Consider the following 13,389-nt stretch of genomic DNA (forward strand, 5'->3'; position numbering starts at 1 on the left):
CCTACCTCACCTCGGCGATTGTGGGCCCCTGACCGAGCGGATCCGCGTCATCCGGAAGCGGTGAAGCGTTCCCCTCACCGGGAACCTTCAGTTCGAGAACCTCACGGGGCGCCTTCGCCATGGAGCCACGCACGACAACGATCGAGCGAATGATGTCTTCGACCTCTTCGCGCACCGTACCGGTTTGAAGCGCTGCTCCGGAGATCACGGCGCGCAGAAACCAACGGGGCCCGTCAATGCCCACGAAGCGCATGGGCCTGTGAGCGCGCGCGTTCGATCCCTTAATGGCGAGCGGAATGCGCGCGTAGAGTTCGGTGCCAAACGCCCCTTCACGTGTTTCCGTCGTGCCGCCTTGCGACGCGACTGATTCGCGCAGCGACTTGCGGATGTCATCCCATAGCCCTTCGCTCTTCGGCGCAGCGAAGGCGTTGATCTGAATTTGCGACTCACCGTACGTGAGAGTGAGGCCCGTGACGGCCCTCGAGCGTTTTTCTACCTCGACGGCGATGCTCATGCCTTCGCATGCGGGAATCTGAATCGACCCGAAATCGAGACGTTCGGTATCGGGGGCATCCTTGATATCGAAGGGGCCCTTGACTTCCTCTTCCTCCGGTGAAGGAGTGTGCGCGAGCGGCGCGCTGTCAGTAGCGGAAGTTTTCTTTTTCGAGCGTCCAAAAAGTCCCATGTTTACCCCTCGTGTCCTTCGCCATTGGTCGTGGAAGAAAAACCGCCGCTTGAACCAAAACCAGCTTCGCCGCGCGCTGCCGGGTCGAGGGAGTCGACCTCCACAATCGTGGGGCGCAGGATCGGCACGATCACGATCTGAGCGATGCGATCACCACGCTCAATGTGCAGAGTTTCGGTTGTGTCGGTGTTGAGCAGCGCAACCTTAAGTTCACCCCGGTAGCCCTCGTCTACCACTCCCGGTCCGTTCACGATCGTGATGCCGTGCTTGGCGGCGAGTCCGGAGCGGGGGCACACGAGCCCGACGGTGGCCGGCGGAAGAGCGATCCTGACTCCCGTGGGAATAAGGGCGCGCTCACCGGGGGCGAGGTCAAAGTCAATGGCGCTCGTGAGGTCGAGTCCTGCGTCGTCAGCGTGCGCACGCGAGAGCGCAAGCTCGGGCGCCTCGCACACCGTTGGCAATTCGACGGGGCGCGGGGCGCCGGCGGGCGGCGTAGGCGCGGTGGCGTTTTCACTCATGGGCTCAGCCTATCGCCGCTTGAGCTCTTCGTGCGGATACTTGCACGGTTGCGCCCCTCGTGTGTGGGAGATCTTGCGCGAGTGCGGGCGCGGCTCGAAGTGCTGTGTGAGACGATGGCAGCTATGTCTTCCCTATTTCAGGAGCGCCTGCACCCGGGCCCCTTCGTCACACTCATTGCCGTCATCTTCGGTGTGCTGCTCGGGGCAATCCTCATGCCTCTTAGCGAAATCGTCAGCATCGTGACCGCGCTCGCCCTCGGAATCCTTTTTCCCGTTCTCCTTTTCGCGGCATCCCCGGTCGTCGAGGTTCGCGAAGATGTGGTCGCCGCGGGACCGGCACGGATTGAGGTGGATGTCCTCGGCGAGCCGCGAATCCTTGCGAAGTCCGATTTCGCCAAGATCCTCGGACCCGATATTCGCCCGCTGGATTTTCGTGTGGTGCGAGGGTGGATTTCGACCGGCGTTGAGGTGCCGATCCTCGACCCTGAAGATCCGACCCCCGCTCTCGTTCTCTCGCTTCGGCGCCCCGAGGATTTTGCTCTCGCACTCAAGGCGATAAAGACAAAGCGGGTGCGCGAGGACGATTCCTCGCACACCCGCTAAGGGTCGGGCGCGTCAGTCGCCCGAGCACTCCTTGCAGATAATGAGCTTTCCTTCAACGTGGTCAATTTGGCTGCGATGCTTCACGAGGAAGCACGAACCGCACGTGAACTCGTCGACTTGGCGAGGCAAAACGGTGACCGACAGTTCCTCATTGGAGAGGTCGGCGCCGGGGAGCTCGAACCCCTCCGCAGCTTCGGCCTCGTCCTCATCGACGGAAGGTGAGGCGTTGTCGTTCCGGCGCCCCTTGAGTTCTTCAATCGAGTCTTCGCTCGAGTCGTCGTCCTTCTTGAATGGGGCGTCGTAATCGGTAGCCATGGTTCTCTTTCACGGGGATCTGGGGCGCTGGGGTCCGCGCCCGGTGCGGTGTTCAGCAACGGCGGGAATTCTCGCAGTTTGCCTCGGACTTTGCAAGCTGTGCGAAGAAACTACCAGAGTTCGATACCTCGCGCCCGCATAACCCGCACGGGGGGGTTGGACGAGTGTTCCTCGAAGACTGTCCCGCCGTGTCAGCAGCGTTTTTCGAGTCTCGCGTTTTAGTATTGGCAGCACGCGAGACCTCGATAGAGAAAGAAGGCCGTTAATGCGCGAGCTCACACTCGGCGGGTTGCACGAGAACTCCGATCACCTCATTTTGCTCGACGCTGAGGGCGAGCGATACACGGTGCGCATTGATGAAGCCCTGCGTGCAGCGGTACGCCGCGATGCGTCGTCCGTTGGACTCATCCAGCAAAATCACTCGTCGGCTCTCAAACCCAAGGACATCCAGGCGATGCTGAGGGGCGGATCGACCGTGGAGTCGATCGCGGAACTCGCGGGGATGGAAGTTGAGCACGTGAAGCGCTACGAGGGGCCCGTTCGTGCCGAACGTGATCACACTGCGCGCCGCGCACAGGACTTCCGCACCTCGAAGGGCGGGACCGAGAAGCTCATTGACGTCGTGGAGCCTCGCCTGCGCGCACGCGGGGTTGACGAGGATCTCGAGTGGGATGCGTGGCGCCGCAGTGACGGCACGTGGACCCTCCAGCTCACCTTCGTCGCCGGTGGCCGTTCGCGTGTCGCCACGTGGCAGGCAGATCTTCCTAATCGCGTCGTGACGGCCGAGGATAACGAAGCACGCTGGCTTTCCGACTCCGAGGCCCAACGTGAGGATTCTCCCGCGCGCACGCGCTTCAAAACGCAGCGAGCAAATGTGTTTAACATCGAGGAGAGTACGGCTAATCCCTCGAGCGAGCCGCCTGCCGCCTCCTCGCCAATCTCGGAACGAGAGCTCGACGAACTCAACGCTCGCCGTGGGACGCCGGTTTCTGCTTCGGCACCCGTAGAAACCGTTCCGGAGCCCTCGGCGGTGCAAACCGAAACTCCGGCTCCGGCCTCGCCGTGGCAGAGCCTCGAAGAATACGAGCCTGAGGCACGCGACAACAACGAGAGCGCCGAAGAAGAGGCGCTCGCGGCTCCGGGGGAAGAGCGCCCTGCTCCCGTGCGGATTGTCCCGATCAGCGCCCACCATCACAACCGCGAGGTTCGCGCCGATACCTTTGATACCGAAGAGGTCTCCTACATCGACGGCCCGGACGATCTGAGCGAAGCGCCCGACCCCGCTCACGATCCGTCAGCCTCTGAGGACGACACCCACGAGGGCACCTCGACCGACGCGGATATCGCCGCGAAAGAGGACCTCAATGAGTCCGAAGAGTCCGCTCCCGCCAACGAGGGAGAAGACTCACCGGCAGCTGGCGAGGCTGAAGACGAGAACCTCACGCCTCTGCCCGGCTTTGACGCGGAGCCGAAAAAGCCTCAAAAGAAGACGAAGCGCCAGCGTGCGTCCATCCCGTCGTGGGATGACATCGTGTTCGGCCACAAAGATTGATCGCAGCGAGGCCGCTGCCTTCTACACCGTGAACTGAAGAAACGGCACCGCGAGTTCAGCATCGCTGAGCGAACCGTGAACTCCTCGTTGTGTGAGGGAGGCTGCGGTGACGAAGCCCGTATGGGTGAACTGGTGGCGACCTCGAGCGAAGATGAGCGCGTCACCGAGCCGCTGCGCAACGATTGCTCGCTCCGACCCGCGTGCCTCTCCCAGAAGCCCGCTCGAAAGCATCTGGTCGGTATCGAGAACGTCCCCCCGCTCCCCTACCCACGACCGAAGCTCCGCGAGGGGCGGGTGGCCGTCGGCATCCCCGAACCGGACCATGAGTGCGCGCCCCTCACCCGCGACGGCACTGCATCGTGAGAGCATGCCGGGGGCGTGTGCGAGGTCCATGATCTGCTCAAAATCGGCTTCGACCATGCCGTGATCCGCGGTGATGCTTACGCGCGTGCCTTCATGGACGGAACGCATGAGCGTGTCAAGAAACCTGTCGGTGTCTTCAAGAGCGTCTAGCCACGCGGTCGAGCCAGGGCCGTAGCGGTGCCCCGCTTTGTCGATATCCGGGACATGGAGGTAGCACGCGCCACCGGCACCGACGTGAGAGAGTGCCTTTCGCACGGCGCCAATTCTTCCGCCGGGCGAGGAGTAGCCGAAAAAATCCCAGCGTTCAGCGGGTTGAAGCATGCCCGTGAGGAAGCTATTGCGGTAGCGCACCGGCCCCACGTGCGCGACGCAGCGCTCAGAGCCCTCGGCGTATCCGCGGGCGCGTATCCACTCGCGAGGGTCAAGATTCTTTGCTCCCCTGAGGTTGTTCACGCGAGTGCCGTTCGACGTGAGCCCTTCGTAACCGAGAATCCCGTGCGCGAGTGGTGACACTCCCGTAAAGAGGGAGGCGAGCACGCTGGTCGTGGTGGCCGGTGCGATGGTCGTTTCTCGCTCGAGAGAGTTCGCGTGCGTGCGAAAAAACCGTGTGTGGCCTCGATAGCGTTCGAGGTCCTCAAAGCCCAGGCCATCGACGAGGATCAGGAGGTCGCGGCCGCTGCGCGCCTCGAGCGCCTCGCGCCATCGTCGCACGAGGCGTGGTTCGCCCTCGCGCCAATCAACGGGATCGGTCACTGCGTTGCGTCGTAAAGGGAATCGAAGAAGGCGAGCGCGTCGGCGATGGCCTGTTCGCCGTCGGCGATGGCGCTCACCCGCAAAACGAGGTCCGCTTCGCGGCTCTCACCCGTATATCCGTGATCGGCGCTGCACTGCGGGTCGTCGCACCAGGCAGGTTGCACATCGAGCCGTCGGTTCGCACCCCAGTTCAGGCCGAGTGTCACTTCCGCCTCACGCGGCGCGATTGCGGCGCCATCGGCGTCGTACGCTTGCGCAAGCGCAAGGTTGCCCACGCGCGCGAGCTTGACGCGTTCGGTGGAGACGATCACCTGGGTGGGGTTGAGCGCGTCCGCGCTTTCGTCGTCGAGGTGCACGATGACCAGGTGCTCGTCGGTGAGCACAAGAATCGTGAGGTGGCGGCGCACTTCCGGCCCATCGAAGGTTGTCTCGGGTCGCACCAGGTAGCTGCGAATTCGGCTTTCGCGCACGGCGCGCTCGAGGGCTGCGCGGGCCGTATCGGGGAAATACCCGGCAAGCTCGAGTTCCGTGAGGAGTGTCGGTGGAAGGCTCATGGCTCCAGTGTAGTGAGGTCCGGTGAAGGGCCGTGAGGAGGCCCGACGGTTGCTTCGCATCCGCCGATCTCGAGCCCTTTGGCGTGCACCCGCACGGGATTCAACGTGAGTGAGGCGAGAGAGTCAAGGTGCAAGAATGCAGCGGCGAGAGTGTCGAGTGCCTCGACGAGCCGGGCGCGGCCTTCGCAGTCGCGTGGGACGTGAGCGTCGAGAACAGGCGCGGCCTCGAGCTCCTCGAGCATGGCTTCCGCCGTTCCCTGCCGGAGTGGAAGGCGCGCATAGGAAGCGTCGGCGAATACTTCATAGGCAATTCCGGTGAGGGCGAGTGTGAACACTGGGCCGAGGGCATCGTCGCGTTCGAAGCGAAGGCGAAGCTCGCATTCGCTCTCGCGGGTGCGGCGGGAATCGTTGAAGGGAAGGCCGAGTGCGCCGAGGAGAGCCCCTTGCGCGGGCGTGGGGGAAAGCGCGGCGCGAGCGTGCTCGAGCTGGGTCTCGGTGAGGGCGCGAGTAGCCGGTACCGGGCGGGGTCTCCGAACACGCGAGTGTGCGGCGCGCAGGGAGGTCGCGAGTGCTTCGCTCGCGCGTGAGGCGGTCGCGAAGACCGGCGGGAGGCTCGGATCCTCGCGTAATGCTGACCGCAAAACACGTACGCGGGGTTCATCACTCACGACGACCATGAGGACCTGAACGGCAGAGCCTGACGCGAGGGTTGAAAGCGCCTGGGCAAGGTGTACGAGATCCACCCGTTGTGTGTCGAGGATCGCGGCGATCACACAGTCGACGCCGCCCGGGGCGGCCATCGCGGTGAAGGCGCGCGAGACGAAACGATCATCGCCGACGATCGGCACACGGAAATTCTCGCGTCGAACGTCGAGCCCCGCCTCGTGGGCGGCCGCCCTCAACGTGGCGCCTAGCGCACTCGAATTGGACAGAAGGCCCACTCGAGTGCCGTGAGCACGACCCTCGCGAGAAAGGAGAGCAAGGGTATCGAGCAGGTGGTCGACGCTCTTGGTACGAAGCGCACCGGCGCGATCCAAAATCTGGTTGATGGCGCGATCAGGAAGAGGTGAGGCCTCACGCGCGGTGTCGGCGGGGCCACGTTCCGGCTCGTTGGGCGGGCGAACAATGAGAACGGGGACTCGTGCCGAAAGAGTCTCAATGTGGGACACGAGTCTCGCCGGATCACCGAGGGATTCGAGAGAGAGCGCGACGAATTCGATGTCCTCGTCGCTGTGCCAACGCTCCAGTGCGCTCGTGAGGGAGAGATCCGCGCGATTACCTGCGGAGAGGAACTCCTTCACGCGAAGGCCGCGCGAGTCAGCTCCTGCGAGAATCATGGCACTGAGGGCCGTCGACTGACCGGCCAGTGCGATCGTTCCCCGCTCGGACGTGCGCGGGGCGAGCGAAACGTTGAGAGGGTTCTCCCCCGTGCGGAAGAAGCCGAGCGAGGAGGGGCCAAGAATGCGAATGCCGTGTGCACGCGCAGCGGAAACGAGCGCTTCCTGCGCGGCGAGCCCCTCCTCGCCCGCGTCCGCGAAGCCCGCACTCACCACGACTACGGCTTTCACGCCGCGCTCCGCGAGAGCTTCGAGCGCCGAGATACACCGATCGGGGCGAAGGGCGAGGACCGCGAGATCCACGGGACCGGGGACATCGGCGATGCTTCCGAAGCTTTTAAGACCATTGATTTCATAGGCCTCGGGGTTCACGGGGAAGATCGCACCGCTAAAGCCACTCGCGATGAGCCCGCGAATGATCTGGGCTCCCACCTGGTCCCGGCGACGGCTCGCCCCCACGACCATGATCGATGCCGCGTCGAACAACAGCGCCATGGATGCGGCCTCAGCTCGACGCACACGCTCGCGCTGCGCCGCGAGGGTGGCGGGCGTCGGAACTGTGCTCCAGGAAAGGGCCACGGCCCCTTCCTCGATTTTTCCTCGCTCAAGCTCGACGCCCGTGCGCTCAAGAACGCGGAACATCGCATCGTTATCGGCGAGCACATCCGCCGTGAACGTTTCAATACCCACCGAACGGGCGATAGCCGCCAGGCGTTCGATGAGGATGGTGCCGATTCCCTGCCCATGCAGACGATCCGAAACGACGCACGCGATGTCGGCAACACTCGGCGCTGTGCGGGTCAGGCGCGAAACCCCCACGATGACCCCGCCCCTCAACGCCACGAGGGCGATGCGGTCACGGGCGTCAACGCGTGAGAGACGCTTGAGCTCCTCACGCGAGAGAGTGCGCTTCGAGGTGAAGAAGCGTTGATACCGCGTGCGCTGTGAGAGGCCCGAGTAAAAAGCCTCGAGTGCCCGGGAATCCGAGGCTGCGAGGGGGCGCACGAGAACGCCCATGCCGTTTGCCGCGCACTCGTACGAGGACCACCACTCGGGGTAGTGACCATCGTGTGCGCGCCCTTTTGCGCCTCGCCGTCCTCGTGCCATGTGACGATTCTACGTTCGTCACCTCCCCCGTATATGGGATTGACGCTGGCACAATGGTGCGCATGGCCTCACGTACATCCACGCCCGCACCGGAGCCGATTAAAGAAAACATCGTCGACATCGACGTCACGAGCGAGATGGAGACGTCCTTCCTTGAGTACGCGTATTCGGTGATCTACTCCCGCGCGCTCCCCGATGCGCGCGACGGGCTCAAACCGGTCCAGCGCAGGATTCTCTACACGATGGACAACATGGGGCTCCGCCCAGACAAGGGGCACGTGAAGAGCCAACGCGTCGTTGGCGATGTCATGGGCAAACTCCATCCCCACGGTGACTCCGCGATTTATGACGCCCTCGTGCGTCTCGCCCAAGACTTCAACATGCGCCTGCCTCTCGTCGACGGCCACGGCAACTTTGGTTCGCTCGACAACGGGCCCGCGGCGGCGCGCTACACCGAGGCACGCATGGCGAAGGCCGCGCTTCTGATGACGGCCTCCCTCGACGAAGACGTCGTCGACATGGTGCCGAACTACGACAACCAGCTTCTCCAGCCGGAAGTTCTTCCCGCCCAATACCCGAACCTGCTCGTCAACGGCGCCTCGGGTATCGCGGTGGGCATGGCCACCAACATGGCTCCCCATAACCTCGTGGAGGTCATCGCGGCAGCGCGCCACCTCCTCGATCACCCCGAGGCCACGCTCGAAGATCTCATGCGCTTCGTTCCTGGTCCGGACCTCCCAAGCGGCGGGCGCATCGTGGGGCTCGGGGGCATTCGCGATGCCTACGAGACCGGACGCGGTACCTTCAAGATTCGCGCGACGACGAAGGTCGAAAACGTCACGAGTCGCAAGAAAGCAATCGTCGTGACCGAACTTCCCTATCAGGTTGGCCCCGAGAAGATCGCGGAGAAACTTCGCGACGCCGTTCAGGCGAAGAAAGTCCAGGGCATTAGCGACTACCAGGATCTCTCCGACCGCAAGCACGGAATGCGGCTCGTGCTCACGCTCAAGAGTGGATTCAACCCCGAGGCCGTTCTCCAGCAGCTCTACAAGCACACGCCCATGGAGGATTCCTTCGGCATCAACAACGTCGCGCTCGTGAACGGGCAACCGCGCACGCTCGGGCTCAAACCGCTTCTGCGAGTCTTCCTCGATCACCGCATCGACGTCGTGCGCCGCCGCACCGAATTCCGTCTCGGCAAGCGCCGCGACCGCCTCCACCTCGTTGAGGGCCTCCTGATCGCGATCGTCGACATTGACGAAGTTATTCAGATCATTCGCTCCTCCGACACCGTCGAGAGCGCACGCGAGCGCCTCATGACGGTCTTTGACCTCTCGAGTGCCCAGGCTGAGTACATTCTTGAGCTGCGCCTTCGCCGCCTCACCAAGTTCTCGCGCCTCGAGCTTGAGGCGGAGCGAGACGAACTCGAGCGCGACATCGCCGAACTTCTCGAAATCCTTTCCGAAGAGTCCGCACTGCACCGTGTCGTCAGCGCCGAATTGCAGCAAGTCGCAGAGGAACACGGCACGGCGCGCCGCACGATCCTCCTTGAGGCCGATACCGCAAAGGCCAAAGCCACCCCCGCGAGCCTCGAGATCGAGGATTCACCGTGCGACGTCCTCCTCTCCGGGACAGGCCTCGTGGCCCGCGTCCCCCGACGCAAGCCCCTTGGCGCCGACGCCCACACGCGCTCCCAGCACGACGTGATTCTCGCGCGCGTCAGCACGACGACGCGCTCGGTCATCGGGGCCGTTACCGACCTCGGCCGGCTCCACCACGTCGACGTCGTGGACCTCCCCGCGCTCGCTCCCTCGGCGGGCTCGTCTTCCATCGCGGGTGGCACGCGTCTCGCCGACCTCCTCTCTCTCGAGAAGGACGAGAAAGTCGTGGGCCTCGTGCGCCTCGAACTTCCCGAGGGCGAAACCGATAGAGGCGGCATCGCGCTCGGTACCGCGAACGGCGTCGTCAAGCGTGTCAACAGAGACTTCCCTAAGTCGGACGGTTTCGACATCGTGACGCTCAAGGGCGGCGACCGCGTCGTGGGCGTCGTCGACATGCTCGACGATGCCGACATGGATCTGGCCTTTATCACCTCTCACGCGCACCTCTTGCACTTCCCCGCCTCGGGTGTACGCGCCCAGGGCCGTGGAGGTTCCGGCGTGGCAGGCATCAAGCTCGGCGAGGGCGATAGGGTCATTGGCTTTGGTGCTTTCGATGTCACGAAGCCCGGCGAGGTTGTGACCGTCGCCGGTTCGTCGAGTGCGCTCGACGGTGTGCAATCAGGCTCCCTCAAGGTCTCCGCCGCATCGGAATACCCCGCAAAAGGACGCGCGACGGGCGGTGTTCGCTGTCATCGCTTCCTGCGCGGGGAAGACACGCTTATCTCCGCGTGGATCGCCAATGCGCCCGCACTCGCCTGTTCCGATGCCGGCGCACCGATCGACCTCCCCTCCCCGATCGCCCGGCGAGACGGCTCCGGTTCGCCTCTCACGCTTCCCATCGCGGCGGTTGGTTCCCTCTCATGACGGCCCCCATGCACCTCCCCGAGGGAGTCTCGCTACACGAGCGCGAAGGCGCCCGAGTGCTGAAGGCTCACACCCCCGCATGCGAACTCGAGATTTCTCTTTCGGGCGCACACGTGACGAGTTGGATACCCAAAGGGCACAGCGAGACCATGTGGCTTTCCCCGCTCGCCACCTTCACCCCCTCCTCTCATATCCGCGGCGGAGTACCCCTCATTGGCCCGTGGTTCGGCCACGGTCGCTCAGGCAACGAAGAGCCACAACACGGCTGGTTCAGGCGGGCACAATGGGCACTCACAAGCCTTCATGTCGATCCGAACGGAGTCGTGACCGCAGCTTTCGACCTTGAGGAGCGACGCCACTACCCCGGTTTCGAGGTCGGCGCGGCTCGCCTCCACGTGCGGGCGAGCGCGACCCTCGAACTGAGCCTCACCGTGACCGCTGGCGAACAGCCCCTCGAACTCGAAGCGGCATTCCACACGTATTTTCTTGTGCAAGACGTACGCGAGGCTCGCCTCGAAGGGCTCGCGGGTGTGCCCTTTACGGATGCGGCGCGGGGTCGCGCGGCAGGCGTCGGAACCGAAAACCAGACCTTCGCCGCCCCCACGGACCTCGTGTTCGAGGCGGCTCCACCGCTCGTTCTTGCTGATCCCCGCGCCAATCGGCGCATCGAAATCGCACAGAGCGGGGCGAACCGCACGGTCGTGTGGACGCCGTGGCGCGAAGATGTCGCCTCCACGGCGGACATTCCCGATGAGGAGTGGACCCGCTTCGTGTGTGTTGAAACCGCAGTCAGCGAAGGCGGTGCGGTGCCTCTTGCTCCCGGTGAAGCGCACACGCTCACGGCGCACTACAGCCTCACGCGCGGCTGACGCATTCGCTCTTCTTGGGGCAGGCCCCTACGCGTCGATCCTCTCGACGTCGAGCTCTTCGGCTCCCTCGACGATGAACTGCTTGCGCGGCGCTACTTCGGAGCCCATGAGCAGCTCGAACACGCGGTCCGCCGACTCGGCATCCTGAATGGTCACTCGGCGAAGCAAGCGCTGTGAAGGGTCCATGGTCGTGTCCGCGAGCTGATCGGCGTCCATCTCGCCAAGACCCTTATAGCGCTGGATCGGCTCCTTATAACGTTTCTTTGAACGCTCGAGCTTCTTCAGAAGCTGATGCAGTTCCTTCTCCGAATACGTGTACACGAACTCGTTCTTCTTCGCTCCACCGTGGATGATTTCCACCCGGTGCAGCGGCGGTACGGCGGCATAGATACGCCCCTCTTCGATGAGTGGACGCATATAGCGGTGAAAAAGCGTGAGCAAAAGCGTACGGATATGGGCTCCGTCAACATCGGCGTCGGTCATCATGACGATCTTGCCGTAGCGCGCCTGCTCGATATCGAACGTGCGTCCCGATCCGGCGCCGATCACCTGGATGATGTTCGCGCATTCGGCATTCTTCAGCATGTCCGTGATCGAGGCTTTTTGGACGTTGAGGATTTTTCCGCGGATCGGCAAGAGCGCCTGGAACTCCGAATCGCGGGCACTCTTTGCCGTGCCGAGCGCCGAGTCGCCCTCGACGATGAAAAGCTCGGAGCGGTCGATCCCCGTGTGGCGACAATCCGCAAGTTTCGTAGGCATCGTCGAGGATTCGAGCGCGTTCTTACGACGCGAAACCTCCTTGTGCATGCGGGCGGCGACACGTGCACGCATCTCGCTCACGACCTTGTCGACGACGAGCGCGGCCTGCTCTTTTTCACCCTTTTTGGTCGAGCTGAGGAAGGCGCCGAGTTCGCGCTCGACGACCTTGGCGACAATCTGCCGGGCGGCGGGGGTGCCGAGCACCTCTTTCGTCTGGCCCTCGAACTGCGGCTCATCGATGCGCACGGTCACGACGGCAGTAAGGCCAGCAAGCGTGTCGTCCTTCTCGATCTTGTCCTTCTTCGAGTTGAACTTCACCCGGCGCGACTGCGCCTCGACCGCCTTGCGGATAACCTTCGCGAGAGCCTGTTCGAAGCCTGCGACGTGCGTTCCGCCCTTCGGCGTCGAAACGATATTCACGAAGCTACGCACGGTCGTGTCGTAGTCCGCGCCCCAGCGCAGGGCGATATCAACCTCGCATGTACGCTCGACGTCCTTGGAGACCATGCGCCCGCTCTTATCGAGAACGGGAACGGTCTCGGTGTACTCCCCCGACCCGCTCAAACGGATCACGTCGGTGATCTTCTGATCCTTCGCCAGATACTCGACGAACTCCGAAATACCGCCTTCGTAGTGGAAAACTGTGCGTTCACTTTGCTCGGGGGTGCGTTCCTCGCGCTTGTCAAGCAGCACAATCTTGAGCCCCGGGACGAGGAACGCGGTCTGGCGTGCGCGACGTTGGATCTCATCGAGAACCACGTGCGCACCCTTGATAAAGATCTGAGGGTCCACCCAGTAGCGCACGCGTGTACCCGTGACGCCCCGCTTGACCTTGCCTATCTCACGCAGCTCGCCGGCTCCCGTGAACTGCGTAAACGGCGCGTTGGGATCCGGGGCGTCGGCATCGTCGAACGTGCCCGGGATACCGCGCTGGAAGCTCATCGCATACGTTTTCCCGCCGCGATCAACTTCGACATCCATGCGAGAGGAAAGGGCGTTGACGACGGAGGCGCCAACGCCGTGAAGGCCGCCCGAATTAGAGTACGAGCCGCCGCCGAATTTCCCGCCGGCGTGGAGCTTCGTGTAGACGACTTCAACGCCCGTGAGGCCGGTGCGCGGTTCCTTATCGATCGGCACGCCGCGCGCCTTGTCGCGCACTTCGATCGAGCCGTCGGGGTGAAGGATCACCGTGATCTCGTCGCCGAAACCGCCGAGGGCCTCATCAACCGCGTTATCGAGGATCTCCCACAGGCAGTGCATGAGGCCGCGCGAATCGGTCGAGCCAATGTACATACCTGGGCGTTTACGGACGGCTTCGAGCCCTTCGAGAACCTGGAGGTTCGCTGCGTCGTAGGCAGCCGTTTGGGAGTTTGTCTTTTGTGCCACGCCCTGATTTTAGGCGGGAGAGGGCCCCTTTCGGTGGATTTGAGATTCCGACGATTGCCCCGC

At 63.6% G+C, this 13,389-nt stretch carries 11 protein-coding genes; 4 read left to right on the forward strand and 7 right to left on the reverse strand.

Annotation, left to right across the window (positions count from 1 at the left end):
* Position 1: 1 nt before the first annotated feature.
* On the reverse strand, positions 2-685 hold the full coding sequence (locus NBW56_RS01425; protein ID WP_250257701.1) for a DUF3710 domain-containing protein: 684 nt from the start codon (positions 683-685) through the stop codon (positions 2-4).
* A gap of 2 nt (positions 686-687) precedes the next feature.
* Positions 688-1,203: a dUTP diphosphatase gene (dut, locus tag NBW56_RS01430; protein WP_250257702.1), complete on the reverse strand. Its 516-nt coding sequence runs from the start codon at positions 1,201-1,203 to the stop codon at positions 688-690.
* Between the two features lie 123 nt (positions 1,204-1,326).
* Between dut and NBW56_RS01435 the strand changes: the two genes are divergently transcribed.
* On the forward strand, positions 1,327-1,806 hold the full coding sequence (locus NBW56_RS01435) for a DUF3093 domain-containing protein (protein WP_250257703.1): 480 nt from the start codon (positions 1,327-1,329) through the stop codon (positions 1,804-1,806).
* Between the two features lie 12 nt (positions 1,807-1,818).
* On the opposite strand, the gene NBW56_RS01440 is transcribed toward NBW56_RS01435, so the two are convergent.
* Positions 1,819-2,121 (reverse strand): DUF4193 domain-containing protein, encoded by a 303-nt coding sequence (locus NBW56_RS01440; RefSeq protein ID WP_055088108.1) that lies wholly within the window; start codon positions 2,119-2,121, stop codon positions 1,819-1,821.
* Between the two features lie 265 nt (positions 2,122-2,386).
* Between NBW56_RS01440 and sepH the strand changes: the two genes are divergently transcribed.
* Entirely contained in the window at positions 2,387-3,673 is a 1,287-nt protein-coding gene (gene sepH, locus NBW56_RS01445) for a septation protein SepH (protein WP_250257704.1), read from the forward strand.
* A gap of 21 nt (positions 3,674-3,694) precedes the next feature.
* Here the strand turns inward: sepH and NBW56_RS01450 are convergent, their stop codons facing one another.
* The 3 genes from NBW56_RS01450 to NBW56_RS01460 are packed head-to-tail and all read right to left on the reverse strand — an operon-like array spanning position 3,695 to position 7,787.
* Entirely contained in the window at positions 3,695-4,789 is a 1,095-nt protein-coding gene (locus tag NBW56_RS01450; RefSeq protein ID WP_250257705.1) for an alkaline phosphatase family protein, read from the reverse strand.
* A complete protein-coding gene (locus NBW56_RS01455) occupies positions 4,786-5,343 on the reverse strand; it encodes a DUF5998 family protein (RefSeq protein ID WP_074296647.1) in 558 nt (185 codons plus the stop codon). Before NBW56_RS01455 ends, NBW56_RS01450 begins: the two co-directional genes overlap by 4 nt.
* On the reverse strand, positions 5,340-7,787 hold the full coding sequence (locus tag NBW56_RS01460) for a GNAT family N-acetyltransferase (RefSeq protein WP_250257706.1): 2,448 nt from the start codon (positions 7,785-7,787) through the stop codon (positions 5,340-5,342). Before NBW56_RS01460 ends, NBW56_RS01455 begins: the two co-directional genes overlap by 4 nt.
* A 62-nt stretch (positions 7,788-7,849) precedes the next feature.
* Between NBW56_RS01460 and NBW56_RS01465 the strand changes: the two genes are divergently transcribed.
* Positions 7,850-10,312 carry a DNA gyrase/topoisomerase IV subunit A gene (locus NBW56_RS01465; RefSeq protein WP_250257707.1) on the forward strand — a complete coding sequence of 821 codons (2,463 nt, stop codon included), beginning with the start codon at positions 7,850-7,852 and terminating at the stop codon, positions 10,310-10,312.
* Positions 10,309-11,181, forward strand: a complete 873-nt coding sequence (locus tag NBW56_RS01470) for a D-hexose-6-phosphate mutarotase (RefSeq protein WP_250257708.1) — start codon at positions 10,309-10,311, stop codon at positions 11,179-11,181. The genes NBW56_RS01465 and NBW56_RS01470 overlap by 4 nt, the downstream gene beginning before the upstream one ends.
* Before the next feature lie 27 nt (positions 11,182-11,208).
* On the opposite strand, the gene NBW56_RS01475 is transcribed toward NBW56_RS01470, so the two are convergent.
* The gene (locus tag NBW56_RS01475) at positions 11,209-13,326 is read right to left on the reverse strand and encodes a DNA gyrase/topoisomerase IV subunit B (RefSeq protein WP_250257709.1); all 2,118 of its coding nucleotides are present in this window, start codon (positions 13,324-13,326) and stop codon (positions 11,209-11,211) included.
* Positions 13,327-13,389 lie beyond the last annotated feature (63 nt).

Origin of the sequence: Dermabacter sp. Marseille-Q3180 (assembly GCF_940792985.1) — a bacterium.
Lineage (GTDB): Bacteria > Actinomycetota > Actinomycetes > Actinomycetales > Dermabacteraceae > Dermabacter > Dermabacter vaginalis.

Bases quoted from the DNA above. Each gene is read 5' to 3' on its own strand.
- NBW56_RS01440 (WP_055088108.1), bottom strand. From the start codon at position 2,121: ATGGCTACCGATTACGACGCCCCATTCAAGAAGGACGACGACTCGAGC.
- NBW56_RS01470 (WP_250257708.1), top strand. From the start codon at position 10,309: ATGACGGCCCCCATGCACCTCCCCGAGGGAGTCTCGCTACACGAGCGC.
- NBW56_RS01455 (WP_074296647.1), bottom strand. From the start codon at position 5,343: ATGAGCCTTCCACCGACACTCCTCACGGAACTCGAGCTTGCCGGGTAT.
- NBW56_RS01425 (WP_250257701.1), bottom strand. From the start codon at position 685: ATGGGACTTTTTGGACGCTCGAAAAAGAAAACTTCCGCTACTGACAGC.
- NBW56_RS01435 (WP_250257703.1), top strand. From the start codon at position 1,327: ATGTCTTCCCTATTTCAGGAGCGCCTGCACCCGGGCCCCTTCGTCACA.
- NBW56_RS01465 (WP_250257707.1), top strand. From the start codon at position 7,850: ATGGCCTCACGTACATCCACGCCCGCACCGGAGCCGATTAAAGAAAAC.
- sepH (WP_250257704.1), top strand. From the start codon at position 2,387: ATGCGCGAGCTCACACTCGGCGGGTTGCACGAGAACTCCGATCACCTC.
- NBW56_RS01460 (WP_250257706.1), bottom strand. From the start codon at position 7,787: ATGGCACGAGGACGGCGAGGCGCAAAAGGGCGCGCACACGATGGTCAC.
- dut (WP_250257702.1), bottom strand. From the start codon at position 1,203: ATGAGTGAAAACGCCACCGCGCCTACGCCGCCCGCCGGCGCCCCGCGC.